Annotated in this window: 21 protein-coding genes; 14 read left to right on the top strand and 7 right to left on the bottom strand. The window is 73.1% G+C overall.

What is annotated here, in order from left to right; all coding sequences use genetic code 11:
• Positions 1 to 8 precede the first annotated feature (8 nt).
• Both P0Y31_RS10080 and P0Y31_RS10075 read right to left on the bottom strand, forming a co-directional pair.
• Positions 9 to 731, bottom strand: coding sequence for a PspA/IM30 family protein (locus P0Y31_RS10080; RefSeq protein WP_275868823.1), 723 nt, complete (start codon positions 729 to 731; stop codon positions 9 to 11).
• Between the two features lie 78 nt (positions 732 to 809).
• Positions 810 to 2,846 carry a TPM domain-containing protein gene (locus P0Y31_RS10075; RefSeq protein WP_275868820.1) on the bottom strand — a complete coding sequence of 679 codons (2,037 nt, stop codon included), beginning with the start codon at positions 2,844 to 2,846 and terminating at the stop codon, positions 810 to 812.
• Between the two features lie 250 nt (positions 2,847 to 3,096).
• Between P0Y31_RS10075 and P0Y31_RS10070 the strand changes: the two genes are divergently transcribed.
• Positions 3,097 to 3,705 (top strand): histone deacetylase, encoded by a 609-nt coding sequence (locus P0Y31_RS10070; protein WP_275868817.1) that lies wholly within the window; start codon positions 3,097 to 3,099, stop codon positions 3,703 to 3,705.
• Here P0Y31_RS10070 and P0Y31_RS10065 read toward each other — a convergent pair.
• Complete coding sequence (locus P0Y31_RS10065) at positions 3,702 to 5,702, bottom strand: thioredoxin domain-containing protein (RefSeq protein WP_275868814.1); 2,001 nt, start codon at positions 5,700 to 5,702, stop codon at positions 3,702 to 3,704. The two genes, P0Y31_RS10070 and P0Y31_RS10065, sit on opposite strands and share 4 nt — an antisense overlap.
• 50 nt (positions 5,703 to 5,752) lie before the next feature.
• Positions 5,753 to 7,186, bottom strand: coding sequence for a PucR family transcriptional regulator (locus tag P0Y31_RS10060; protein ID WP_275868812.1), 1,434 nt, complete (start codon positions 7,184 to 7,186; stop codon positions 5,753 to 5,755).
• Positions 7,187 to 7,386: 200 nt separating this feature from the next.
• On the opposite strand from P0Y31_RS10060, the gene P0Y31_RS10055 reads away from it, so the two are divergent.
• The 7 genes from P0Y31_RS10055 to P0Y31_RS10025 are packed head-to-tail and all read left to right on the top strand — an operon-like array spanning position 7,387 to position 14,372.
• Positions 7,387 to 8,865 (top strand): amino acid permease, encoded by a 1,479-nt coding sequence (locus P0Y31_RS10055; protein WP_275868809.1) that lies wholly within the window; start codon positions 7,387 to 7,389, stop codon positions 8,863 to 8,865.
• Positions 8,862 to 9,578: an SDR family oxidoreductase gene (locus P0Y31_RS10050; RefSeq protein ID WP_275868807.1), complete on the top strand. Its 717-nt coding sequence runs from the start codon at positions 8,862 to 8,864 to the stop codon at positions 9,576 to 9,578. Before P0Y31_RS10055 ends, P0Y31_RS10050 begins: the two co-directional genes overlap by 4 nt.
• 42 nt (positions 9,579 to 9,620) lie before the next feature.
• Positions 9,621 to 10,361, top strand: a complete 741-nt coding sequence (locus P0Y31_RS10045) for an SDR family NAD(P)-dependent oxidoreductase (protein WP_275868804.1) — start codon at positions 9,621 to 9,623, stop codon at positions 10,359 to 10,361.
• A 45-nt stretch (positions 10,362 to 10,406) separates the two neighbouring features.
• Positions 10,407 to 11,381 (top strand): agmatinase, encoded by a 975-nt coding sequence (gene speB / locus P0Y31_RS10040; protein WP_275868802.1) that lies wholly within the window; start codon positions 10,407 to 10,409, stop codon positions 11,379 to 11,381.
• Positions 11,378 to 12,274 carry a polysaccharide deacetylase gene (locus P0Y31_RS10035; RefSeq protein WP_275868800.1) on the top strand — a complete coding sequence of 299 codons (897 nt, stop codon included), beginning with the start codon at positions 11,378 to 11,380 and terminating at the stop codon, positions 12,272 to 12,274. Before speB ends, P0Y31_RS10035 begins: the two co-directional genes overlap by 4 nt.
• A 59-nt stretch (positions 12,275 to 12,333) precedes the next feature.
• On the top strand, positions 12,334 to 13,581 hold the full coding sequence (locus tag P0Y31_RS10030; protein WP_275868798.1) for an NAD(P)/FAD-dependent oxidoreductase: 1,248 nt from the start codon (positions 12,334 to 12,336) through the stop codon (positions 13,579 to 13,581).
• A 47-nt stretch (positions 13,582 to 13,628) separates the two neighbouring features.
• Positions 13,629 to 14,372 (top strand): DUF2071 domain-containing protein, encoded by a 744-nt coding sequence (locus P0Y31_RS10025; protein ID WP_275868796.1) that lies wholly within the window; start codon positions 13,629 to 13,631, stop codon positions 14,370 to 14,372.
• Between the two features lie 99 nt (positions 14,373 to 14,471).
• On the opposite strand, the gene P0Y31_RS10020 is transcribed toward P0Y31_RS10025, so the two are convergent.
• The gene (locus P0Y31_RS10020) at positions 14,472 to 15,875 is read right to left on the bottom strand and encodes a cation:dicarboxylase symporter family transporter (RefSeq protein ID WP_275868793.1); all 1,404 of its coding nucleotides are present in this window, start codon (positions 15,873 to 15,875) and stop codon (positions 14,472 to 14,474) included.
• 241 nt (positions 15,876 to 16,116) lie between these two features.
• On the opposite strand from P0Y31_RS10020, the gene P0Y31_RS10015 reads away from it, so the two are divergent.
• Positions 16,117 to 17,676: a sensor histidine kinase gene (locus P0Y31_RS10015; protein ID WP_275868790.1), complete on the top strand. Its 1,560-nt coding sequence runs from the start codon at positions 16,117 to 16,119 to the stop codon at positions 17,674 to 17,676.
• Positions 17,673 to 18,368, top strand: a complete 696-nt coding sequence (locus tag P0Y31_RS10010) for a response regulator (protein WP_275868787.1) — start codon at positions 17,673 to 17,675, stop codon at positions 18,366 to 18,368. Before P0Y31_RS10015 ends, P0Y31_RS10010 begins: the two co-directional genes overlap by 4 nt.
• 19 nt (positions 18,369 to 18,387) lie before the next feature.
• Here P0Y31_RS10010 and P0Y31_RS10005 read toward each other — a convergent pair whose 3' ends face one another.
• Together P0Y31_RS10005 and P0Y31_RS10000 are read right to left on the bottom strand one after the other, a co-directional pair.
• Positions 18,388 to 19,308, bottom strand: a complete 921-nt coding sequence (locus tag P0Y31_RS10005; RefSeq protein WP_275868785.1) for an aminoglycoside phosphotransferase family protein — start codon at positions 19,306 to 19,308, stop codon at positions 18,388 to 18,390.
• 2 nt (positions 19,309 to 19,310) lie between these two features.
• On the bottom strand, positions 19,311 to 20,339 hold the full coding sequence (locus tag P0Y31_RS10000; RefSeq protein ID WP_275868782.1) for a DUF4439 domain-containing protein: 1,029 nt from the start codon (positions 20,337 to 20,339) through the stop codon (positions 19,311 to 19,313).
• A gap of 132 nt (positions 20,340 to 20,471) precedes the next feature.
• Here P0Y31_RS10000 and rimP point away from each other — a divergent pair, with 132 nt between their 5' ends.
• Genes rimP through infB form a run of 4 tightly spaced genes read left to right on the top strand, consistent with a single transcriptional unit; the run spans position 20,472 to position 25,470 of the window.
• A complete protein-coding gene (rimP, locus tag P0Y31_RS09995) occupies positions 20,472 to 21,032 on the top strand; it encodes a ribosome maturation factor RimP (protein WP_275868780.1) in 561 nt (186 codons plus the stop codon).
• 2 nt (positions 21,033 to 21,034) lie between these two features.
• Positions 21,035 to 22,129 carry a transcription termination factor NusA gene (gene nusA, locus P0Y31_RS09990; protein ID WP_275868778.1) on the top strand — a complete coding sequence of 365 codons (1,095 nt, stop codon included), beginning with the start codon at positions 21,035 to 21,037 and terminating at the stop codon, positions 22,127 to 22,129.
• 11 nt (positions 22,130 to 22,140) lie between these two features.
• Positions 22,141 to 22,554 carry a YlxR family protein gene (locus tag P0Y31_RS09985; protein ID WP_345803628.1) on the top strand — a complete coding sequence of 138 codons (414 nt, stop codon included), beginning with the start codon at positions 22,141 to 22,143 and terminating at the stop codon, positions 22,552 to 22,554.
• A gap of 60 nt (positions 22,555 to 22,614) precedes the next feature.
• Positions 22,615 to 25,470: a translation initiation factor IF-2 gene (infB, locus tag P0Y31_RS09980; protein WP_275868776.1), complete on the top strand. Its 2,856-nt coding sequence runs from the start codon at positions 22,615 to 22,617 to the stop codon at positions 25,468 to 25,470.
• Positions 25,471 to 25,522: the final 52 nt, after the last annotated feature.

Raw genomic sequence — 25,522 nt, 5'->3', positions numbered from 1 at the left:
CTGGTGACTCATCCGCCGGCGCCGCCCTTGAGGGCGGCGAGCCGGGCCTCGACCTCGGCGTCGTCGCCGTGGTCCTCGAGCTCGGCGAACTGGTCCTCCAGCGTCGTGGCCCGTGCCTCGGCGCGGCCCTGCACCATGGCCTCCTGCTTGCGGATCCTGTCCTCGAAGCGGGACAGCTCGCTCGTCGGGTCCATCACGTCGATGGCGCCCATCGACTCCTGCACCTGCGCCTGGGCCTCGGCTGCGCGCGCCCGGGCGACGAGCTGGGAGCGCCTGTTCTGCAGGTCCTCGAGCTTGGTGCGCATGGTCGTCAGCCCGGCCTTGAGCTGGTCGACCGTCGCGTTCATCTGGGCGATGCGGGGCTCGGCCTCCTTCACCTCGCGCTCGTAGCCGATCTGGCGCGACAGGGCCACCTTGGCCAGGTTGTCGAACTTGTCGGCGCCGGCGGTGTCCCCGGCGGCCCGCAGCTCGTCGGCCTTCGCCGACGCGGCAGAGGCCTTGTGGCCCCACTCCAGCGCGGCGTCCTTGTCGATCTGCAGGTCCTGCTCGGCCATGCGGGTGTTGGCGATGGTCTGGGCCACGGCCTCCTCCGCCTCGGCGATCGAGTTGGTGAAGTCGGTGACGAGCTGGTTGATCATCTTCTCGGGGTCCTCGGCCCGGTCGATCAACGCGTTGATGTTGGCCTTGGCCAGCTGGCTGATGCGTCCGAGGATGCTGGTCTTCTGGGTCATCTGCTTCTCCTCCCGGCGTCTCCGCCGTGTCTGTCCTGCTGATCGTGAGCTGGTCGTGTCGTTCGGGTGGTCCGGTCCTCAGAAGCCACCACCCCCGCCGAAGCCACCGCCACCGCCGCCCCCGCCGAAGCCGCCCTGCGAGCCGCCCCAGCCGCCTCCGCGGCCGCCGCCCCAGCCGCCGCCGAAGCCGCCGCTGAGGATGCCCCCGAGGATCAGGGAGGTCGGGTCCAGGCCCCGGCGTCCACCACCGGTCGGGGTGCCCCACGTGTTGCCGCCGGGCGGGCCCCACGAGTTCACGTCGTCCTGGGCCGAACGCAGGGCTTCCTCGCCCTCGGCCTCGGCCTGGTTCAGCAGCGCGCCGGCTTGCTGGGGGTCGTCGTCGGCCCGGGCCGCGGCCTCGTCACAGAGGCGCAGGGCGTTGGCGATGTGCATTCGGGCACGGTTCCCCACGGCGCCGCGACGGCTCTGGATCCACTCGTCGATGCTGGCGATCCGGGCGCGCACCTGCGCCATCCGCTGGTCGAGGAGCTGCCGGCTGCGCTGACGCTGCTGCTCGGCCTCCCGGTAGCGCGACAGGGCGTTGTCGAGGTCCTTCTCGGCCCGGCCGAGCACCCGAAGCGCCTCGAGCGGGTCGCCGCCCTCCCGGGCTGCCGTGCCCCGGGAGATGGCCTCGCGGGCGGCGGCCAGGGCCGTCCGCGTGAGCTGGTCGTCGGCGCCGAGTCGCTCGGCGTCGGCGACGTCGGAGGAGATGGACGCCAGGGCGGCATCGAGCCGGGTGGCAGCGGTCGCGAGCTCTTGGCGAGCGTTGCCGACCGACGTCAGCAGCCGGTCGGCCTGGCCGACTGCCTCCTCCGCCGCGCGGCCCGCGGCCACCGCGGCAGGACGGTCGTCGCGCTCGCGCAGGTGCTCCTCGCCGGTCTCGACGAAGTCCTCGGCCGAGTCGAGCAGCTGCGCGGCCTGGGTGACGTTGCCCGAGACCGTCCGCAGGGCTTCGGGCGGGTACTGCGCCGACAGGCCGGCCAGCTCCTGCTCGGCCACGGGTACGCGTCGCCGCACCTCACCCAGGCGAACCCGCAGCTCGGCCAGGAACTGGGGGATCGTGGCCTGGAGGTTCCGCAAACGGGTGAACTCGGCCTCCTGGGCGTCGAGCCGCTGGTCCGCGCCGCCGGCCAGCTCGATGATCTGCTCGAGCCGGGAGCGGACGGTCAGCTCGTCCACCTGGCCGGCAGACTCCTGGTCCTGCAGCTCGCGCTGGAGCCGAAACGCCTCGGCCGCACTGGCCCGAGCACTCTCCAGCGCCTCCTTGAACGGGCGGGTCGCCTGCACGCCGAACTGCGCCTCGGCGAAGGACAGCTCGTCGGCCGAGGAGCGGATCGCGTCGTCGACCTCGACCAGGGCCGCGGCGGCCCGGCGGCGCAGCTCCTCGGTCGGCACGGGCGCAGCCTGCGGTCCCTGTCCAGGGGGCCAGCCGCTCGGCTGCCCCTGCCGGCGGCGGGAGCGGCGTCTCGCGACGGCATACGCACCCACCGCGCCGGCGGGGAGGAGCAGCAGCCAGGGGGAGAGGCCTCCACCCGACCCGTCGGAGGCGGAGCCGCCGCCGGACAGCTCGCCGGCGGCGGCCTTGCCGTAGCCGTCGGCGGCGGCGCGCACGGCGCCGGCCCAGTCGTCCTCGGCCAGCCGGGGCTCGATGTAGTCGGAGCGGACCGCGCTGTCCTCCTCCGGCGTCAGGCCGGACTCCTCGGTGGTCCAGGTGGCGTAGCGGCGATCGTCCACGGCGACGGCCATCAGCACGTCGTTGCCGCCCAGCCCGGAACGCTCGAAGGTCTGCTCGGTCCAGGCCTGCGGGCTCGTGCCGTCGAAGCTCTTCACGTAGACGACGTAGAGCTGCAGGTTGTGCTCGGAGCGCAGGGCGTCAAGGTCCTTCTGGAGCGCCTCGGTCTCACCGGTGAGCACGCCGGCTCGGTCCGTGATCTGCTCCGTGACGTTGAACGGCGCGTCGGCGTGCCAGCCGTGTGCTCCCGCGCCCGCCGGCACCGACACCACCACGTCCGAGACGGCCTGCGTCGGCGCCGGCGCGGCCCAGAGGCAGGCGGCCGCGAGCGCACAGGCGGCCATCACCCGCGGCTGTCGTGACCTTCTGGCGTCCACACCGTCTCCCCGCGTCGCCGTGCGACCACCGTATGCCGGTCGGCGGGCCTGCGCCCCGAAAGTGGCGCGACCTCGTGGAGGATGGGCGCACCGCGCTGGAAGCGGCCGACCCGGCATACCGCTGCCTCGTCCTATAGGACGAAATCCGGGCCTGTGCGGGGTGGTTTGTCCATGGCCCACTGGAACTACGGGGTGACCATTTGGCACAGTGGGGTGGGTGCACGTCTGGTACGCCAGCTATGGCTCGAACCTCTCCCGCGACCGCTTCCTCTGCTACCTGAGGGGCGGTCGACCTGAGGGCGCCGCCCGGACGTACCCCGGAGCCCGAGACCGGTCCCACCCCCTGGGGGACACCGCCCTCGAGCTGCCCGGCCAGGTCTTCTTCGGCTGGCACTCGCCGACGTGGGACGGTGGCGTGGCCTTCTACGACGCCAGCTCGCCCAGCCAGGCACTCGCGCGGGCCTACCTCATCACGGAGAGCCAGTTCGCCGACGTCGCCGCCCAGGAGATGCACCGCGACCCGGGGCAGGACCTCGACCTCAGCACGGTGCTCGAGGAGCGCCAGCACAGCCTGGGCCCCGGCCGCTACGAGTCGCTGCACCTGGTGGGGGAGCTCGAGGGGCACCCGGTGCTGACCTTCACCAATCCCGAGAGCGCAGAGCTGCCGCACAACCCGCCGTCGGAGCCCTACCTGGCGATGGTGGCCAGGGGGCTGCGGGAGACCCACGAGCACGCCGACGACGCGCTGGTGGACTACCTGCTCGACTGCCCCGGCGTCTCGCCCCACTGGACCCGCGAGCAGGTCGTCGACCTCGTCGCCGCCTAGGGCGCCTGCGTGGCGCTCGCCAGCGCCGTCTCCAGGGCCTCCGCGCTGGTGACCGGGGCGTCGCACACGAAGCCGCGGCACACGTAGGCCGTCGGGCGGCCGTCGACGAGCGGCCGCCCCTCGAGCAGCGGTATGCCGGGGGTGCCCGGCTCGCCGTGGGCGAGGACCAGCCCGGGGGAGTGGGAGCGCCGCACCTGATCGACCAGCGGCTGCGCCTGCGCCGTCTGGGCCCGGGAGTGGGCGACGGCGACCTGGAGGGGACCCGCCGCCGCGGCCTCGGCGGCCGCCAGCGTCCAGCCGGCGAACCGCGGGTCGCGTGAGGCGACCAGCCCCGACGCGGCCAAGGCGGCGTCGGCGGCGGCTCGGTGCTCCGGGCTGCCCGTGAGGGCCGAGTAGGAGAGCAGGGCGCCCGCCATCGCGGACTGGCCCGAGGGCTCGGCGTTGTCGCCCTGGCCGCGCGGCCGGGTGAACAGGGCCTCGGCGTCGTCGGCGGTGTCGTGGAAGCCGCCGCTGCCGTCGCCGAACCGCGACCGCGCGGTGTCGAGCAGGCTTCCGGCGACCTCGAGCCAGCGCGGGTCGGCCGTGGCCTGGTGGAGGGCGAGCAGCCCCTCGGCGAGGTTGCCGTAGTCGTCGAGCACACCGGCCGCAGCGCCGACCGCCCCGTCGCGCGACGCCCTGCGCAGACGGCCGTCGACCAGGTGGGTGCCCACCACGTGGTCGGCGCACGCCACGGCCGCCTCGACGAGAGCGGGCTCGTCGAGCAGCACGCCGGCGTCGCTGAGACCGGCGACAGCCAGCCCGTTCCAACCGGTGACCACCTTGTCGTCGCGAGCCGGCTGCGGGCGCTCCTGGCGCACCCTCAGCAGGCGCTCGCGGGTATGCCGCCACCAGTCGGGGTCGTCCGGGTCGCGCCGCAGCTGCAGGGTCGAGGTGCCGTGCTCGAAGGTGCCACGGTCGGTCACGCCGAGCAGCTCGGCTGCCCGCGCGCCGTCGTCCGGGCCGAGCACCTCGGTGAGCTGGGCCGGAGTCCACGCGTAGGTCAGGCCCTCCACGCCGTCGGTGTCGGCGTCGAGGGCGGACGCGAACGCGCCCTGGTCTGTGCGCAGGTCGCGCATCAGGAACTCGGCGGTCTCGAGCGCCACGCGCCGGGCGAGCGGCGAACCCGTCGTGCGGTGCAGGTGCGCGTAGACCCGCAGCAGCTGGGCGTTGTCGTAGAGCATCTTCTCGAAGTGGGGGACGACCCAGTCGGCGTCGACCGAGTACCGCGCGAAGCCGCCGCCGAGCTGGTCGTACATCCCGCCGCGCGCCATCGCCTCGCAGGTCCGCTCGGCCATGTAGAGGGCGTCGCGCGAGCCGGTGCGACCGTGGTGGCGCAGCAGGAACTCGAGCACCATCGACGGCGGGAACTTGGGGGCGCCACCGAAGCCGCCCCGCTCGTCGTCGAACTGGCCCAGCAGCCGCGCGACGGCGTTCGCGAGCACGTCCTCGCCGACCGGCCGGGCGGGCAGGGGGCCGCCCATCTCGCGCAGGCGGGCCACGATCGAGCCGCTGGTCTCGAGCACCCGGTCCCGCTGGCCCCGCCACGTCTCGTAAACCGCCTGGAGCAGCTGGAGGAAGTGGTCACGGGGGAAGTAGGTGCCGCAGTAGAACGGTTCGCCGTCCGGGGTGAGGAAGCAGGTCATCGGCCAGCCGCCCTGACCGGTGAGCGCCGTGGTGGCCTGCATGTAGACGGCGTCGATGTCGGGCCGCTCCTCGCGGTCGACCTTCACCGCCACGAAGTCGCGGTTCAGGACCTCGGCGACCCCCTCGTCCTCGAACGACTGGTGCGCCATGACGTGGCACCAGTGGCACGCGGCATACCCGACGGAGAGCAGCACCGGCACGTCGCGCCGCCGGGCCTCCTCGAAGGCATCCGGGCACCACTCCCACCAGTCGACGGGGTTGTCGGCGTGCTGGAGCAGGTAGGGGGAGGTGGACGTCGCCAGACGGTTGGCCATGCGTTCCACCGTATGCCGCGGGGCGGGCCGGTGCCCGCCCCGCGGTCGGGTCATGTGGGGTCGCGCCGGTCGTAGGCCCAGAGCGCGATCGCCAGGGCAACCCGGTCGGCGAACACGAGGGGGTCGCGACCGGTCAGGTCCCTGATCCGCGCCAGGCGGTGGCGGACGGTGTTCACGTGGAGGTACTGCTCGCGGGCGGTGGCCTGGAGGGAGCCGTTGGTGGCGAGGAAGGAGCGCAGGGTGGACATGTGCTCGGTCCCGCGGTCGGTGTCCGACGCGAGCAGGGGGGCCACCAGCTGGTCGACGAACGGCTCGAGGCGCGCGGCGGGCTGTTGTTCCAGCAGGCCCTCCAGGCTCAGCAGTCCGGAGGGGCCAACGACACCGCCCTGGCTGGAGGCCAGCTCCAGCGCCGCCCTGGCCTGCGACACGCCCTGTGACAGGTGGCCCAGCGCCACGGGACTGCCATAGCCGCAGGCGAGGCCGAGCTCCCTGGCTGCGGCGGTCACCTGCTCGGTCCCGCCGGTCACGACCAGGCTGATGCCGGGCGCCTCTCCGATCAGCGCGGGCGCCAGCCGCCGGGTCAGCAGACTGGCGGCTCCGCCCGGCCAGCACGAGACGACGATGTCGGCGGAGCCCAGGCCCGCCTGCTCGAGGAAGGGCGCGAGAGCCGTCGGGTTGAGCAGCCGCTGCTGCACCAGGAGGAGGAGCTGGCCGATGCGCTCCCTCTCCAGGGCCGCCTCGACATCGCGCTCGCTGAGGGCCACCTCGACGACGCGCGACAGCTGCTCGACCAGCGTGGGGTCAGGGCGCTCGCGCAGGCCGGTCCACACGAGCTCGCCGCCGCCCACTCTGGCCGTCATGGTCGAAAGGTCGTCGGTCGACAGGTCGCCTGCGGTCGGCTCGGCGCCCGCGGCGGCCATCGTCCGGCCGTGGAGGCGCAGCTCGAGGCGCCCACCCACGAGCTGGGCTGCTTCCTCGAGGAGGTCGACGACGGGCGCGTGAGCACGCAGGCCGGCCAGGAGACGTGGCACAAGCTCGTCGCGGGCTCGCAGGTGCGCTGTCTCCGCCTCCACCCTGCGGCTGGTGAGGTATTCGCCGATGGCACTGAACCGCGCCCCGCGGGGCGCCACGAGCAGCGGCAGCCCGGCCGCGCGGCACGCCTCGACGAGAGCTTGGGGTACGTCGTCGTGGACGTCGCCGGTGCCGAAGCAGATGCCCACTGCCCCAGCGGCCACGACGGAGTCGACGAACCGGGCACAACGCTCGACACCGGTGAGCGTCGTGCCGACCGTGCAGACCAGCTCGCCGCCACGGAGGTAGGCGGAGGGGTCGGGCAGCTCGGTGCTGTGCGCCCACCTGACCGCCCGGCCCAGTGCCGCCTCTGGTGACGTGTGACTGCGCAACCTCAGGGAGTCGACGGCCAGCAGCTCCCGCAGCGTCGGCCCGCTGTCGCCCGAGGTCGCGACCGCTGACGCGTCAGTCATCGGTGCCTCCCGTCGGCACCGTGCTCCTCGCCATGCCGCAAGCCTAGTTCGCCGGTCTGGCCCGGACCGCTGGCACTTGTAGGAACCTCCAACGACAAGCCTGCTCGACAGTGCCTCTCCAGCGACTCTCGCCCACGCCCTTGCGCGGCTCCCGTGCCGTGGCGATGGTGGAGTCAACAAGAGTGAGCGAGGAGACAACGATGTCCCAAGAGCCTGTTCACATCACCGAGGGCCACGTCCTGCGGCGCGAGTTCACCCTGTGGTCCTCGTTCGCCTTCGCGTTCGCCTTCATCTCCCCCATCGTCGCGCTCTACGGCATCTTCGGCCTGGCCCTGACCGCCGCCGGGCCGAGCTTCTGGTGGGGCTTCCTGCTGGTCTTCGCGGGCCAGCTGCTCGTGGCCTTCGTGTTCGCGATGCTGGTCTCCCGCTGGCCGATCGAGGGCTCCATCTACCAGTGGTCCCGCAGGCTGATCGGCACGGGGTACGGCTGGTTCGCCGGCTGGGCCTACATGTGGACCCTCGTCATCGCCATGGCGACCGTCGCGCTCGGAGCGGCCGGCTTCGTCGCGAACATCGCCGGTGTCGAGGCCCCCAGCGGCACGCAGCGGGCCTCCATCGCCCTGGTCATCCTGCTGCTGGGCACGGCCGTCAACCTCGTAGGCCGTCAGGCCCTCAAGATCTTCATGAGCGCCAGCATCATCGCCGAGGTGGTCGGCTCCCTCGGCCTGGGCACCTGGCTGCTGCTCTTCCACCGCGAGAACTCGCTCAGCGTCCTGACCCAGGGTGGGGGAGACGCCGCGACGGGGTACCTGTCCCTGTCCGGTCCCTTCCTGGTCGCGGTGGCCTTCATCGGGTGGTCGTTCGTCGGCTTCGAGAGCGCCGGCGCCATCGCCGAGGAGGTGCACGAGCCGCGCAAGAACCTGCCGAAGTCGGTGATCTTCTCGCTGACCTTCATCGCCATCGTGGTGATGTACTCCAGCCTCGCCATCGTCCTGGCCATCCCGGACCTGGACGCCGTCGCGGCAGGCGACGTGGCCGACCCGGTCTACGAGACCCTCACGAGCGCTCTCGGCGCCGGCATCGCCAAGCCGGTGGAGCTGCTGTTCGTCATCGGGTTCCTGGCCAGCTTCCTCGCCCTTCAGACGTCTGCGTCAAGGGTCATCTGGTCCTACGCCCGCGACGGCGCGCTTCCCGGCTCGCACGTCCTGGGCCGGCTCAGCACCGGGGCGCGGATCCCGACGGCGGCCATCCTGGTCACCACGGTGATCGGGGCGGGGCTGTTCCTGCTCAGCAACGTCGCCAGCAACATCTACACGCTGATGGTCAACTTCACGACGGGCGGCTTCTACCTCGCCTTCCTCTTCCCCCTGGTCGGTGCCCTGGTCGTACAGCTCCGCGGGAAGTGGCGCCCGGGCCCGTTCTCACTCGGCGCCATGTCGCTTCCGGTCACCGTCGTCGCCACCCTCTGGGCGGTGCTGGAGTTCCTCAACATCTCCTGGCCGCGACCGGTCTACGAGCGCCGCTTCCTCGACTGGTCGGTCTGGATCGTGGTGGGGGTGCTCGGGGTCGTCGGCGCGGCGATCTTCGCGTCGGTCCGCTCGCGGATCCTCGATGCGCACGTCATCGACATCGAAGAGGCCGAGGACGAGCGCGAGGACCTTGCGCGGGGTGCCGTGTGACGGAGACCAGTGCGAAGGGGCACCCGCGTTCCGCTGTGGTCACCGGCGGCGCCAGCGGCATCGGACGGGCTGTCGTGACGGAGCTCGGCTCCCGGGGCTGGGCTGTGGCCAGCCTCGACCTGCAGCCGTCGGCATCTGCCGACCACAGTGTGCAGGTCGACGTCACCGACGCGGACGCGATGGTCGAGGCCATCCGTGAGGTCGAGGACCGGATGGGTCCCGTCGCGGCCGCGGTCAACGTCGCGGGCTACTACGAGATGCTGCCGGTGTCCGACATCACCGCCGACCAGTGGCGGCGCATGCTGCGGGTCCACCTGGCGGGGACGGCGAACCTGGCCCGGGCCACGCTGCCCTCGATGCTCCGCGAGGGCGACGGGTCCTTCGTCGCGATCACCAGCGAGCTGGCGGTCGGCGGGGGCGCCGAGGACGCGCACTACGCCGCCGCCAAGGGGGCGATCCTCGGCCTGGTGCGCAGCCTGGCCGCCGAGGTCGCTCCCCGGGGCGTCAGAGTCAACGCCGTCGCCCCGGGCCCGACCGACACCCCGCTCATCGGGCCGGACTCGCCTTGGCGCGCCCCCGAGTACCTCGCCACCCTGCCCCTTCGACGGCTGGTCACCCCCGAGGAGGTCGCCCTCTGCGTCGCCTTCCTCGTGGCCGAGGGCACGTTCTGTGTCGGCGAGGTCCTGAACGTCAACGCGGGGGCGGTGATCTGAGTGACCCCCGAGCAGATATCGTCAGCGCCCCTGGCAGGGAGGGTGGCTCTCGTCACCGGAGCGGCCCAGGGCATGGGCGCCGCGCACGCCCGGCGGCTGGCCCGTGAGGGCGCGGTCGTCGCGGTCAACGACCTGCAGGACTCGCACACCCTGCGCGCCCTCGCCGACGAGATCGGCGGCCTCACCGCCCCCGGCGACGTGAGCGAACCCGGACAGGTGCGCTCGGTGGTCTCGGCTGTGGCGGAGGCCGCGGGCGGCCTCGACGTGCTCGTCGCGAACCACGCCTACATGACGATGGCGCCCTTCCTGGAGCACGACCCGGCGGACTGGTGGAAGGTCGTCGACACCAACCTCGGCGGGACCTTCCACCTGGTGCAGGCGGTCCTTCCGCACATGCGCGCCAAGGGGGGTGGGCGCATCGTCGTCGTGACCAGCGAGTGGGGGATCACCGGCTGGCCCGGCGCCACGGCGTACGCCGCGTCGAAGGCCGGGCTCATCTCCCTCGTCAAGACCCTCGGGCGCGAGCTAGCCCCCGAGGGGATCGTCGTCAACGCCCTCGCGCCCGGGGTGACCGACACCCCCCAGCTCGAGGTCGACGCCCACGACGCCGGGACCACCCTCGAGGAGATGCATGGACGGTATGCCGCGGGGATCCCGCTCGGGCGCATGGGCACCGCCGACGAGATGGCGGCGGTGGTGGCGCTGCTGGCCGACTTCCGGATGTCGGCCATGGTCGGTCAGGTGGTCCAGGCCAACGGCGGCTCCACCCGCACCCGGGCTTGAAAGGCGCCACCAGCAGACCCCCGGCAGACGGCGAGAGGACCAACGATGGCAGAGCAGTACGCGAGGTACGACGACGGCGTCGTGGGGCAGGTCGACGGCCTCCAGGTGCCGCGGTATGCCGGTCTGACGACCTTTGCCCGCCTGCCCCGGCTGGAGGACGTGGACGACTACGACGTGGCCGTGGTGGGCGTCCCCTGGGACTCCGGGGTCACCTACCGTCCCGGGGCGCGGTTCGGTCCGTCCGCGATCCGCCAGGCGTCCCGCCTGCTGCGGCCGTACAACCCGGCCCTCGACGCGCAGCCGTTCCGTCACGCCCAGGTCGTCGACGCCGGAGACGTGGCCGCGAACCCGTTCGACATCGCCCGGGCCATCGACGAGACGCGCGAAGGGCTGGCCACCCTCATCACCCCGTCGGGGCGGCCGGTCGTCAGCCTGGGCGGCGACCACACCATGGCCCTGCCGGCGCTCCAGGCCATGCACCACGTCCACGGGCCGCTGGCCCTCGTGCACTTCGACGCGCACCTCGACACCTGGAACACCTACTTCGACGCGCCCTACACGCACGGCACACCCTTCCGCCGCGCGTCCGAGCAGGGGCTGATCGTCAAGGGCAGCTCGGCGCACGTCGGCATCCGTGGGTCGCTCTACGACCGGCAGGACCTCCTTGACGACGAGGAGCTGGGTTTCACGATCGTGCACTGCCGCGACATCGACCGGATCGGTGTCGATGGCATCGTGGAGCGCGTCGTCGAGCGGGTCGGCGACCACCCGGTCTACGTCTCCATCGACATCGACGTCCTCGACCCGGCGTTCGCGCCGGCGACGGGGACTCCCGAGGCGGGCGGCATGACGAGCCGCGAGCTGCTCGGCGTGCTGCGCGCGATGCGCGAGCTCCGACTCGTCGGCGCCGACATCGTCGAGGTGTCGCCGGTCTACGACCACGCCGAGGTGACCGCGGTGGCGGCGGCCAACATCGCCTACGAGCTGGTCACGATCATGTCCGAGCAGGCGAAGCGGTGAGCGTCCCCGCGGTGCCGGTGTCCTGGCCCGGCGGGAGAGCCGCCGCCGCGGCCTTCACCTTCGACGTCGATGCCGAGTCGGCGGTGCTCTGGGGCAGCCCGGGCAGCGCCGACCGGATGAGCGTCATGAGCCACCAGGCCTACGGGCCGCTGGTGGGCGTTCCGCGGTTGCTCGGCCTGCTCGAGCGGCACCGCATCCGGTCGACGTTCTTCGTCCCCGGCTACACCGCCCACCGCTATCCGGGAGTCGTCAAGGACATCGTGGCGGCAGGGCACGAGGTGGCCCACCACGGGTACCTCCACGAGCAGCCGACTGCGGTCAGCGCCGCGGAGGAGGCCGCCAACCTCGACCGCGGGCTCCAGGCGCTGGAGGAGGTCGCCGGCGTGCGCCCGGTCGGCTACCGGGCACCCATGTGGGACCTGTCCTGGCGCAGCCCGGGCCTGCTCGCCGAGCGCGTCTTCCTCTACGACTCGAGCCTCATGGACGCCGACGTCCCCTACGAGCTCGCAGCGGGACCGGGCGCCGGCTCCTCCAGTCCCTCCGGCCAGGCATCGCTGGTCGAGATCCCGATCCAGTGGGCCCTCGACGACTGGGAGCAGTTCTGCTTCCTGCCCGACATCTCGGGCAGCGGGCTCATCGAGACCCCTCGCAAGGCGCGTGAGCTGTGGCAGGACGAGTTCGAGGCGCTGCGGGACGTGGGAGGTTGCTGGGTCCTGACCAACCACCCCTTCCTCACCGGGCGCCCCTCTCGCGCAAGGCAGCTCGACGAACTCATGGCCCACGTCATCTCATGCGCCGATGTCTGGACGGCCTCGCTGGAGGAGATCGCCAGGCACGTTCGCTCCCTGGGGCTCACGCCTCGCACCATCGCCCACCCAGACGTCGAGTCCTGAGGCTCTGGGGCCGCGCCAGTGGCCGCGCGGCCCGTCGGAGGGCGTGCCACCGTTGGACCATGGCGGCAGGAAGCGAACGGTGGAGCGCCGAGGACGCCGACGTCGTCGTTGTCGGTGCGGGGCTTGCCGGGCTCGCCTGCGCGCGGACGCTGGAGCGCGCCGGCCTGTCGGTCATCGTCCTCGAGGCCGCCGACGAGGTGGGCGGACGCATGCGCACCGACCACGTCGACGGCTTCCTCTGCGACCACGGCTTCCAGGTCGTCAACCCCGCCTACCCGGCGCTGCGTCGGCTGGTCGACCTCGACGCGCTGGAGCTCGGCTCCTTCGACGCCGGCGTGGCCGTGCGCACCCAGCGGGGACTGTCCGTGCTGGCCGATCCGCGGCGCGAGCCGCGCCTGGTGCCGGCCACGCTGCGCAGCGGCTACCTCGACGTGGGGGAGCTGGCCGCGCTGGCCCGGTGGGCGGCCCCGGCACTGAGGCCGTCCCACCTCACCCATGGGCCCGACACGACGCTGGCCGCCTCCCTCGACGAGGCCGGGGTCAGCGGACGGCTCCGGCGCGAGGTGCTCGAACCCTTCCTCGCCGGGGTCCTGGCCGACAGCTCGGGGCAGACCTCGGCGGCCTTCGTGCGGCTCCTGGTGCGCTGCTTCCTGCTGGGCACCCCGGGCGTCCCCGCTGCCGGCGTGCAGGCCCTTCCGGGCCAGCTCGCCGCAGGACTGCAGAAGCCGGTGCGCTGCGGGGTGCGGGTGCAGGCTGCCTACCGCGGCCGGGTCGACACCTCACACGGGCCGCTGCAGGCGTCGGCCGTCGTCGTCGCGACCGATGCCGTCGACGCCCTCGCGCTGGTGGGCGTCGGGTCGCAGGTCATGCGCGGCCTGCGCACCTGGTGGTTCGCCGCCGCCGAGACCCCGTCACCGGAGCGGCTGATCCTCGTCGACGCCCGCCGTGGGCCCGTCGTCAACACCTCGGTCATGAGCGGTGCCGCACCCACGTATGCCCCCGCCGGCCGGGCCCTGGTGCAGGCCACGACACTGCTGCCGAGCGACCTCGACGAGGCAGGTGTCCGCCGCGAGCTCGACCGCCTCTGGGGCACGTCCACGGCGACCTGGGAGCTCGTCGTCCGGCACGACATCGAACGCTCCCTGCCGGTGCAGTCGGCGCCGCTGCGGGCCCGTCGTCCCGTCGCGCTGGGAGACGGTCTGTTCGTCGCGGGAGACCACCGCGACACCGCCTCCCAGCAGGGCGCCCTCGTCTCCGGTCGGCGGGCCGCGCGTGCGGTGCTCCGCGAGCTGGGCAGGCGGGAATGACGTCGCCGCCCCCGGGGCAGGGACCGGCGCTGCAGGGTCGGCCGATCATGCACCAGCACTGGCGCGACATCACGTTCGTCCACTGGCGCGTCGACCCGGACCGCGTGCAGAGGTACCTGCCCGCGGGGGTGCGCCCCGACGTCCACGACGGGTCGAGCTGGGTGGGCCTCATCCCCTTCCGCATGGTCGACGCCGGCGTGGGACCGCGTCGGCCCGTGCCGTGGCTCGGCACCTTCCTCGAGACCAACGTGCGGCTCTACTCGCGTGACGACGCCGGCCGCCGCGGCGTGGTGTTCCTGTCCCTGGACGCCCAGCGCCTGCCGGTCGTCGTCGGGGCGCGGCTGCTGTTCGGCACGCCGTACCAGTGGGCGCGCATGCGGTTCACACCGCAGCCCGTCCCTCGGGACCCCACCGGCTCGGTGGTGACGTATGCCGCGCGCCGGCACCACGTGCCCGGGCCGCGTTGGGCCAGCGGGGATGACCGGCACTCCCCACGACGGCCGCGCCTGACCAGCCGACTGAGCGTGCGGGTGGGGGAGCGGGTCGCCGAGCCGGCTCCGCTCGAGCTGTTCCTCACCGCTCGCTTCGGCCTGCACACCACGGTCGCTCGTCGGGTGCTCTGGGTGCCGAACACGCACGCGCCGTGGCCGCTGCACCGGGCGGAGGTACTCGAGCTCGACGACCTGCTCGTGGCCGCCGCCGGTCTTCCGGGAGTCACCGACCGCCCGCCTGACAGCGTCCTGTTCTCACCAGGCGTCGAGACGAGCTTCGGCCGGCCGGTGCGGATCTGAGGGCTCGTGCCCGGCAGGCGCCGGCGGGCACGCACGAGCCCGGCCGGTGGACCCGGCCGGGCTCGTGCGCAGGGTGCGGCCCGCACGGCCGCGTCCCGGTCAGCGGTCGGCGCCGACCCCGGCATACTCCCGCGGGGCGCTGGGTGCCGTTGCGGGCTCCGCCGCGGGCGCGGCGTGGTCGTCGTCGATCATGGTCGCCTCGTCGAACGGCCGGTCACCGGCCAGCACCGCCGCGCACTGGCCCTTGTCGAGCTGGCCGGTCCAGGTGCCGATGAGCACGGTGGCCACCGCGTTGCCGGCGAAGTTGGTCAGCGCGCGGGCCTCGCTCATGAGGCGGTCGATGCCGACGATGAAGCCGACGCCGTCCACCAGGTCGGGGCGGTGGGACTGCAGGCCGCCGGCCAGGGTGGCCAGACCGGCGCCGGTCACGCCGGCAGCACCCTTGGACGCGATGATCATGAAGACCAGCAGCGAGATCTGCTGCCCGATGCTGAACGGCTTGTCCATCGCCTCGGCGATGAACAGCGAGGCCATCGTCAGGTAGATCGCGGTGCCGTCGAGGTTGAACGAGTAGCCGGTCGGCACCGTGATGCCGACGACCGGACGGGAGACGCCGAGGTGCTCCATCTTCGCGATGAGGCGCGGCAGGGCCGACTCCGACGACGACGTCGAGAGGATCAGCAGGAACTCGCGGCCGAGGTAGCGCAGCAGCGCGAAGATGTTGATGCCGGTCACGGCCTTCAGCAGGGCTCCGAGGACGACGAAGACGAACAGGGCGCACGTGACGTAGAAACTGACCATGATCAGGCCGAGGCTCTTGAGGGCGTCGAGACCGGTCGCCCCGACCACCGCGGCCATGGCGCCGAACGCACCGATGGGGGCGAGCCACATGATCATGGCCATCAGGCGGAAGACGAGCCGCTCGACGTGCTTGATGCCGACGAGGATGGGCTCGCCCGCGGGGCCCATCTTCTGCAGGGCGAAGCCGACGAGCAGCGCCACGAGCAGGGCCTGCAGCACCGAGCCCGAGGTCAGGGCCGACACGAGGGTGTCGGGGACGAGGCCGAGGAGGAAGTCGACCGTCGAGGTGTGCTCGGCGCTCTCGACCTGCTTCTGGCCGGCGGCGGCGAGGTCCTCGGTGAGGTTGAGGCCGGCGCCGGGCTTGATGAGGTTGCCGACGACGAGGCCGATCGCCAGCGCGACGGTCGACATGGTGAGGAAGTAGCCGAGGGCGAGGCCGCCGACGCGGCCGACCTGGGCGGCCCGTCGCACCGACCCGATGCCGAGCACGATGGTGCAGAAGATGATCGGCGTGATCATCATCTTGATGAGGTTGACGAACATCGTGCCGAGCGGCTTGAGCTCCTTGCCGAGCTCGGGCCAGATGGCACCGACGGCGACGCCGGCCACCATGGCGGCGATGACGGCGACGTAGAGGTAGTGGGTGCGGTCGCGCCGCGGCGTGGGCCGGGTGTCGACGGCGTTGTCGGCTGTGCTGCTCACGGTGGTCCTCCAGCGGTGGGTCCGGGCGGCTGCGCCCGAGGGGGTGATGAGTCACGAGGGTCGGGGCAGCGGTGACTAGGGTCACCTTTGTGTTCATTGAGTTCTGGCCCGGTCGGCCGTGCGCTGTGCACGGCGGCTGCCCAGCACGCCGCTGATGGCCGTCTCCGGTTCGGCGTCGCCTCCCGTCGTCGGCGGACCTCTCCGTGGGCGGCTCAGGGCCGCCTCCCCGGCGAGGTGGTCGGTGGCGGGACAGACCGCCGCGCTCCAGGTGCTCGTCGCGGTGCTCGTGGTGGGCGCCGGCCTGCTCGGAGCCTGGGCGCAGGCGCAGCGATCGGGCACCGCGGAGGCCACCGCCCGGGCGACCGCGGTGGCTGAGGCCGTCGCCGCCACCCCCGACGTGGTCGCGGCGGTGCAGGGCCCTGACCCGGCTCAAAACCTCCAGCCCTACGCCGAGCGCGTCCGCCGTGAGACCCGCACCGACTTCGTGGTCGTCATGAGCCCCACCGGTAGGCGCTACAGCCACCCCGACCCCGCACAGGTCGGCCGGCAGTTCCTCGGGCACATCGAGCAGGCCGCAGCCGGCGGCATGGTGGTGGAGGACTACACGGGCACCCTCGGCCCGTCGCGACGGGTCGTCGTCCCGGTGACCGACGATGGCCGGGTGGTGGGCCTGGTCGCCGTCGGCATCCGCAAGGCGGCGGTGGCAGAGCGGCTCCGGGGCCAGGTGCCAGGCCTGCTGCTCGCAGGCTTCGCGGCCGCGCTGCTCTCCGGGGTGGGCACGGCCCTGGTGGCCCGCCGGGTGCGGCGGCAGACCCACGGCCTCGGTGAGCGGCAGCTGCGCGAGATGTACGAGTACTACGACGCCGTGCTGCACGCCGTCACCGAGGGGCTGCTGCTCGTCGACCCCGACGGCCGCCTCATCCAGGCGAACGACGAGGCGATCCGGCTGCTCGGCCTCCCGGCAGACGCACGCGGCCGCCCGGTCGAGGCCCTGGGCCTGGCCCCGCCCCTGGTCGAGGCGCTCACCGATCCGCAGCCGCGGGAGGACGAGCTGCACGTCACCGAGTCCCGGGTGCTCGTGCTCAACACGGCCCCGGCCGTGCGCGAGGGCCGTCGGCTCGGCTCCGTGGCCACGCTGCGTGACCGCACCGACCTCGAGGACCTCACCGGCGAGCTCGACTCCGCGAAGGGCCTCGCCGAGGCGCTGCGCTCGCAGGCCCACGAGTCTGCCAACCGGCTGCACACGGTCGTCTCGCTCATCGAGCTCGGCCACCCCGAGCGGGCGCTGGCCTTCGCCACCGAGGAGCTGGCCGCGTCGCAGGTGCTCACCGACCGGGTCGTGGCGTCGGTGCAGGAACCTGCGCTCACCGCGCTGCTGCTCGGCAAGGCCGCGCAGGCCGGCGAGCGCGGGATCGACCTCGAGGTGGGGGAGAGCGCGCACTGGCCCGAGAACGTGGCGCCCGCCCGCGACCTCGTGACCATCGTCGGCAACCTCGTCGACAACGCCTTCGACGCGGTGGCCGGCGTGGACGGCTCGCGCCGGGTGCGCTTCAATGCCCAGGTGACCGACGGGTATGCCGTGCTGGTCGTGGAGGACAGCGGTCCGGGGATCGCACCGGGCGAGGTGGAGCGGGCGTTCGAGCGCGGCTGGTCGACCAAGCAGGCGGCCGGTGACGGCCGGCGGGGACTCGGCCTGGCCCTCGTCGCCCAGTCCGTCCAGCGCCTTGGCGGCGACCTGCGCGTGGAGGGTCCGCCCGGTGCCCGCTTCGTGGTTCGGATTCCCTTGGCGGACAAGACATGAGTGGCGAGGACGTGGGCATCCTGCACGTCCTCGTCGTGGAGGACGAGCCGGTCGCGGCCGAGGCCCACACGGCCTACGTCAACCGGGTGCCGGGTTTCGCCGTCGCCGCCACGGTCGGCACGAGCCAGGCCGCGATGCTGGCCCTGCAGGAGCACCCCGTCGACCTCGTGCTGCTCGACATGAACCTGCCCGACCGGCACGGGCTCGAGGTCGTGCGTGCCATGCGGGCAGGTGGCCACCGGGCCGACGTCATCGCCCTCACCTCGGCCCGTGACCTGGAGGTGGTGCGGACCGCGGTCTCGCTCGGCGTCGTCCAGTACGTGCTCAAGCCGTTCGTCTTCGCGACCCTGCGCGAGCGGTTGCTGGCCTACCGCGCCTACCGCGAGCAGCTGCACGGCGCCGCGCAGGTCGGCACTCAGGCCGAGGTCGACGAGGTGGTCTCCGGCGTGCGGGCGGCCGCGGAGGCGCGGCTGCCCAAGGGCATGGGCGAGGAGCTGCTGGCGCGGGTCTCCCGCGCCCTCCGGGAGTCCTCCGCCGGCGCCTCGGCCACCGAGCTCGGCGAGCGGGTCGGCGTGAGCCGGGTGACCGCCCGCCGTTACGCCGAGTTCCTCTGCGAGAGCCGGCTTGCCGTGCGGCGGTCGCGCTACACCGGGTCGGGGCGACCCGAGGTCGAGTACACCTGGGTGGGCTGAGGGTCCCGGGCGGCGGCCCTCAGTCGTCCATCGCCTTGGCCAGCGAGATGGCCAAGGTGAGCCGGTCGCGGTCGCCGTCGCGAGCGGCGGACATGGCCTCTGCCGTCTCCCTCACGACGACCCAGGCGCGCGCCTCGTCCTCGTCTATGCCCGCGGCCTCGCAGACCAGCTGCAGCCGGCTACGCACCGACCAGCGGAAGGCCGAGCCGGTGCCGAGCTCGTCGAGCCGGTTCCACAGCACGGGCGGCAGCTCGAAGCCGGGCCGCCCGGCCAGCGGCTTGGGGTCGATCGCCAGCCACGGCTCGCGCTCGCCGGCGAGCACGTTCTGGAAGTGCAGGTCGGTGTGCAGCAGCGTGCCGTCGAGGTCGGGCAGGGTCGCGAGCTCGCGCATCAGCGACCCCGCCTGCTCGAGCATCCGCCGCGGCACGGTCTCGGCGTGGAGCGGGAGCCGTTCCTGCTGGCGGGCGATCCAGCTCGACATCGTGGGAACGCGGGCGGGTGCCGCAACGTGCAGGCGACCCAGCAGCGAGCCGATGACCTCGCAGGCCTCCTCCACGGGCTCGGCCACGAGGTCCCTCGCGGGGTCGAGCGCCTCGAGCAGCAGGCCGCCCCGCCCCGGGTCTGCCGCGACGAGCCGCACCGCCCCGTTGCCGGCCCAGTGCCGCAGGGCCAGCGGCTCCGCCACCGCCTCGCGGTGCGGCCACACCACCTTGAGCACCAAGGCCTCGCCGTCCCGCGTGACCGGGAGGACCACCGCGGTCCAGCCCGTCAGGCCGGGGCCGGTGGGAGTCAGCTCCCAGTGCGTGAGCAGGTCGGCGAGCAGACGGGGCAGGCCGGCGGCCCAGTCCGCGCCGGACGGCCCGCCTTCGGGTGGTAGCCGCGAGACCCACTCGCGCCAGCCGTCGGGGATGAGCGCCGCGGCCTCGGTTGCGGTGGGCACCGTCAGTCCAGGCCGGGGAACGGCTCCAGCGGCATGCCCCAGCGGTGGCACAGCACCTCGGCCTCGGCGAGCCACTGCATGCAGGCCACGAGAGACGTCACGTCTCCGGCGGCCTGCTCGGCCGCTGCGGCCTGGCCTGCACGGAGGCCGTCGAGGACGTGCACGGCCAGCCGCCGGGCCGCGCGGGCACCGGTGACCGCGAAGGGCAGCGGGTAGCCGAGCGAAGGCGGTGGTGCCGAGTCCCCGGCCAGGCCCTCCTGCGCGGCGGCCCGGGCCCGCAACGTCGCCAGGATCGCGGTCGCCAGTCGCCGCTGGCCGCCCTGTGACTGCGCCGCCACCACCTCCATGCCGTAGACCGCTGCCCGGGAGGCCTCGAGGGCGTCGGCGGCCAGGGCGGGGGCCACCAGGCTGCGGGGGGTGGGCCACAGGGGGGTCTCCCCGAGCAGCGTCGCCGCGGCGGCCCGCTGGGCGAGGGCGGCGGCCGGCGTGACCACGGTGCCCCGGCCGAGCCTGGCCAGCTCGGCGAAGCTGTCCGCCGACAGCGTCGCAGCCTCGGCCGCACCGAGGGACGCAGGTGACGGAGCCGTGGCCGTGCCGGACGGGCTCGACGGGGTGGCAGTCGCGGTCCCACCCGGTGCCGGGGTCGTGGTGGTGGGGGCGGTCGCCCGGGCCTGCTGCAACGACTGCGTCTCGGTCACGACGCGGTCGGGCACTCCGAGCGAGCGGAGCAGCGACCGCAGCACCCGGGCCTGCTCCTGGTGCAGCGTCGCCAACCGCGCCGGGAGCGACGTCGCTGCGCCACCGAGCTCGGCGGCCTGCTCGGCGAGTTCCGTGGCCCCCAGCCAGAGGCTGAGCAGCACGCCCTCGCCCGGGATCGGTTCGCGGGTGGGGACGAGCGGCACGCGGGGGGCGTCGTCCTCGAGGCGGATGCCGCACGCCGCCAGCGGGAGCGCCGCCGTGGTGAGCCCGAGCACGGCCAGCACGGACCGCCGGGTGGGGGCACCCAGCATACGGCGGGGGGTCTCGGGCATGGCCCGATCATGGCACGCACGGCCCTGCCCGCCCGGGCAGGGCGCGAGGCGCCGGCGCGACATGCAGGGGCAGGGCCGCCGTGGATAGAGTGTCGGCGCACGGACCCGAGAACTTCAGAGAGGACGATCCGCATGAGCGTCAAGGAGCAGATCCGTCCTGCCGTCGAGGGCCCGCTGGCTGCCCTGGGCCTGCTGGTCGAGGACATCGCGGTCACCCCTGCCGGCCGTCGCCGGCTCGTCAGGGTGTGGATCGACCGCGCCCTCGAGACCGACGGTGCCGAGGTGAGCGACCCGACGCCGTCCCTGAGCCTCGACGAGGTCGCCGACGCCACCCGCGTCGTGAGCGACGCCCTCGACGCCTCCGACGTCATGGGCGAGCAGCCCTACACCCTCGAGGTGACCTCTCCGGGTGTCGACCGCCCCCTCACGCAGCCCCGACACTTCCAGCGCAACGTCTCGCGCCTGGTGGCCCTGACCCCCGTCGAGGGCGAGCCGGTGACCGGCCGCATCGTGCGGGCCGGGCAGGACGAGGTCACCCTCGAGGTGCCCGCCACCAAGAAGCAGCCGGCGCGGACGCAGGACTTCCGGTATGCCGACGTCTCGCGGGCCGTGGTCCAGGTCGAGTTCTCGCGGGGCCGGGCCGAGGACGAGGGCGACCAGAACGACAGCGACAGCAGCGACGAGGAGAACTGAACATGGACATCGACCTTGCGGCCCTGAGGGCCCTCGAGCGTGAGCGCGACATCTCGCTCGACATCCTGATCCCTGCCATCGAGCAGGCGCTGCTCGTCGCCTACCACCGCACTGACGGCGCCTACCGGCACGCCCGGGTCGAGCTCGACCGCAAGACCGGGCACGTCATCGTGTGGGCCCGCGAGGAGCTCGAGACCCCCGAGCCCGCCGAAGGCGAGGAGCGCGGCCGCCCGGAGCTCGGGCCCGAGTTCGACGACACCCCCACCGGCTTCGGGCGCATCGCGGCCTCCACGGCCCGCCAGGTCATCGTCCAGCGCCTGCGCGACCTCGAGGACGAGGCCATCCTCGGCGACTTCAAGGGCCGCGAGGGCGACGTCGTGGCCGGCGTCATCCAGCAGAGCTCCGACCCGCGCCACGTGCTGGTCGACTTCGGCACGGTGGAGGGGATCCTGCCGCTGGCCGAGCAGGTGCCGGGGGAGAAGTACGTGCACGGCGACCGCATCCGGTGCTTCGTCGTCAGCGTCCGCCGCGGGCCCAAGGGGCCGCAGATCGGCCTGTCCCGCACGCACCCCAACCTCGTGCGCAAGCTGTTCGCCCTCGAGGTGCCCGAGATCGCCGACGGCAGCGTCGAGATCGCCGCGCTGGCCCGCGAGGCCGGCCACCGCACCAAGATCGCGGTGCACTCCAAGGTGGCGGGCCTGAACGCCAAGGGCGCCTGCATCGGCCCGATGGGCGCCCGCGTGCGTGCGGTGATGACCGAGCTGCACGGGGAGAAGATCGACATCGTCGACTACTCCGAGGACCCTAGGCAGTTCGTCGCCGCCGCCCTCTCGCCCTCCCGGGTCGAGTCGGTGGAGATCGTCGACCCGCAGCTGCGCGCGGCGCGCGTCGTGGTGCCGGACTACCAGCTCTCGCTGGCGATCGGCAAGGAGGGCCAGAACGCCCGCCTCGCCGCGAAGCTGACGGGCTGGCGGATCGACATCCGGCCGGACAGCGCCGCGGATGCCGGCAAGGACGCGCGCGGTGGGGCCGGTGGGGCCTCTGGTGCCGGTGGTGACCCCACTGGTGCGGCCGGTGGCGCACGCCGACCCCGGTAACGGGTAGACTGGTGGGGACCGACCGGACTGGACTCCAGCCCCGGCGCTCACATGCACAACCCGAGGACGGCGCAGCGCGCCCGATCCGGACGTGTGTGGGGTGTCGCGGGAGGGATAGCCGGTCGGCGCTCCTGCGAGTGGTCGCGGTGCGGAATGATCAGGGCCAGTTCCTGCTTGTACCAGATCTGCGACGTTGTCTGCCGGGACGTGGCGCATGGCTGCACCCGACAGGCGACTGCTTGGACCAAGCCCTCCGACGCCGGGCCTTCGGGCGCGCGCTGCGTGTCAGCGCGGCCCTCGACCCGGCAGCGGTCCGGGACCACCTCGAAGCCGGCTCGCAGAGGCATGTGCAGAAGAAACCGTCCGAATTGGGAACCGAAAGCGGGTTTGACGCTGATGAGCACCCGATGAGTACTCAGCGATGAGCACCCCCCAGCATTAACGACGGTCCGCGCCTGTCCCGGCACGGACCAGACAGGAGAAACGTGGCCAAGGTCCGTGTCTACGAGCTCGCCAAGGAGCTCGGAGTCGAGAGCAAGACTCTGCTCAACCACCTGAAGGAGCAGGGCGAGTTCGTCCGCTCCGCCTCTTCCACCATCGAGCCGCCGGTCGTCCGCAAGATCAAGGAGACCTTCCCCGCGGAGCTCCGCGGCAGCGGTGACGGCCAGCCCGAGGCGAAGGCGGCCAAGCCGGCGGCCAGGAAGCCGGCCGCGAAGCCGGCTGCGCCTGCCCCCGCGGCCCCCGCCGCCCCGGCGACCCCCGCGACCCCCGCCCCGGCTGCCCCCGCGGCGGCCGAGCCGGCGGCCCCGGAGAAGCCGGCCGCTGCCCCGTCGGCGCCCACGCCGGGCCCGCGCCCCGCGCCGAAGGCCCCCGAGGCCCCGGCTGCCCGGGTGCAGTCCTCGCGTGACGAGGGACGGCAGGGCGGCGCTCCGTCGTCCGCGCGTCCCGGTGCATCCGGCCCGCGTCCTGGCGGCCCGGCACCGCGGCCCGGTGGCCCCCGTCCCGGCGCTCCGCGTCCGGGCAACAACCCCTTCGCCCCCAGCCAGGGCATGCGGTCCGGCCGCGAGGGCGGCGGTCGCGAGGGTGGCGGCCGTGAGGGCGCCCCGCGTCCGGGCAACAACCCCTTCGCCCCGAGCCAGGGCATGCCGCGCCCGCAGAGCCGTCCCGGGCCCCGCCCCGGTGGCACCGGCGCTGCCGGTCCGCGTCCGGGTGGCCCGCGCCCCAGCCCCGGCATGATGCCCGACCGCAGCGCGGTCGGTCGTCCCGGTGAGCGCACCGCCCGTCCGGGTGGTCGTCCCGGCGGTGGCCCCGGCGGTCCCGGCGGCGGTCGTCCCGGTGGCGGCGGCGGCGGTTTCGCCGGTCGTCCCGGTGGCGGCGGCTTCCGTGGTGGCGCCGGTCGTGGCTCCACCGCGGGCGCGTTCGGCCGCGGTGGCGGCCGTCCGGTCCGAGGCCGCAAGTCCAAGCGTGCGAAGCGCCAGGAGTTCGAGCAGATGCAGGCGCCGTCGATCGGTGGCGTCACCGTTCCCCGGGGTGACGGCTCGACCGTCATCCGGGTGCGTCGCGGCTCGTCGCTGACCGACTTCGCCGACAAGATCAACGCCAACCCGGCGTCGCTGGTCACCGTGCTGTTCCACCTCGGTGAGATGGCCACGGCGACGCAGTCCCTCGACGAGGACACCTTCAAGGTGCTCGGCTCCGAGCTCGGCTACGACATCCAGGTCGTCTCGCCGGAGGAGGAGGAGCGCGAGCTCTTCGACTCCTTCAACATCGACCTCGAGACGGGTATCGAGGGCGAGGAGGACGAGGACCTCGAGGCGCGTCCGCCGGTCGTGACCGTGATGGGCCACGTCGACCACGGCAAGACCCGCCTGCTCGACGCCATCCGCAACGAGGACGTCGCGGCGAGCGAGTCCGGTGGCATCACCCAGCACATCGGCGCCTACCAGGTCCACAAGGAGCACGAGGGCGTCGACCGGGCGATCACCTTCATCGACACCCCGGGTCACGAGGCGTTCACCGCCATGCGTGCCCGTGGTGCCAAGGTCACCGACATCGCGATCCTCGTCGTCGCCGCTGACGACGGCGTGATGCCGCAGACCATCGAGGCGCTCAACCACGCCCAGGCGGCCGACGTGCCGATCGTGGTCGCGGTCAACAAGATCGACGTCGAGGGTGCGAACCCGGCCAAGGTGCGCCAGCAGCTGACCGAGTACAACCTCATCGCCGAGGAGTACGGCGGCGACACCATGTTCGTCGACGTCTCCGCCAAGGCCGGCCAGAACATCGACAGCCTCCTCGAGGCCGTCCTGCTCACCGCCGACGCGGCGCTCGACCTGCGGGCCAACGCCGGCAAGGACGCGCGCGGTGTCGCGATCGAGGCCAACCTCGACCGTGGCCGCGGCGCAACCGCCACAGTGCTGGTGCAGACCGGCACCCTGCGGGTCGGCGACGCGATCGTCACCGGCAGCGCCTACGGCCGCGTTCGCGCCATGCTCGACGAGCACGGCAAGAACGTCGACGAGGCGGGCCCGTCCCGCCCGGTCCAGGTGCTGGGTCTGTCCTCCGTCCCGCGGGCCGGCGACACCTTCGTCGTCGCACCCGACGACCGCACCGCCCGGCAGATCGCCGAGCGGCGCGAGGCGGCGGACCGCCAGGCCTCCCTGGCCAAGGCCCGCAAGCGCATCAGCCTCGAGGACCTCAACGAGGCCCTGGCGGCCGGCAAGGTCGAGACCCTCAACCTCATCCTCAAGGGTGACGTGTCGGGTTCGGTCGAGGCGCTCGAGGACGCGCTGCTGCAGATCGACGTGGGCGACGAGGTCGACCTGCGGATCATCGACCGCGGTGTCGGCGCGATCACGATGAACAACATCAACCTCGCGATGGCCTCCGACGCCATCATCATCGGCTACAACGTCCGGGCCGAGGGCCAGAACGCTGACTACGCCGAGCGCGAGGGCGTCGAGATCCGCTACTACTCGGTGATCTACAACGCCATCGAGGAGATCGAGGCGGCCCTGAAGGGCATGCTCAAGCCGGAGTACGAGGAGCACGAGCTCGGCACGGCGGAGATCCGCGAGATCTTCCGCTCGTCCAAGTTCGGCAACATCGCCGGTTCGATCGTCCGCAGCGGCGAGATCAAGCGCGGCACCAAGGCGCGGATCACCCGCAACGGTGTCGTGGTGGCCGAGAACGTCGAGATCGCCGGCCTGCGCCGGTTCAAGGACGATGTCACCGAGGTCCGCGACGGCTTCGAGTGCGGCATCAACCTCGGGTCGTACAACGACCTGCAACTCGGCGACCTCATCTCCACCTACGAGATGCGCGAGAAGCCGCGCGCCTGACGGCGCACAGCGGCGGGGTATGCCGGGTGGTCACCACCCGGCATACCCCCGC

The sequence above is a fragment of the Knoellia sp. 3-2P3 genome (genome assembly GCF_029223115.1).
In the GTDB taxonomy this organism is placed as follows: Bacteria; Actinomycetota; Actinomycetes; order Actinomycetales; family Dermatophilaceae; genus Pedococcus_A.
This window is presented reverse-complemented; position numbering and strand designations above follow the sequence as displayed.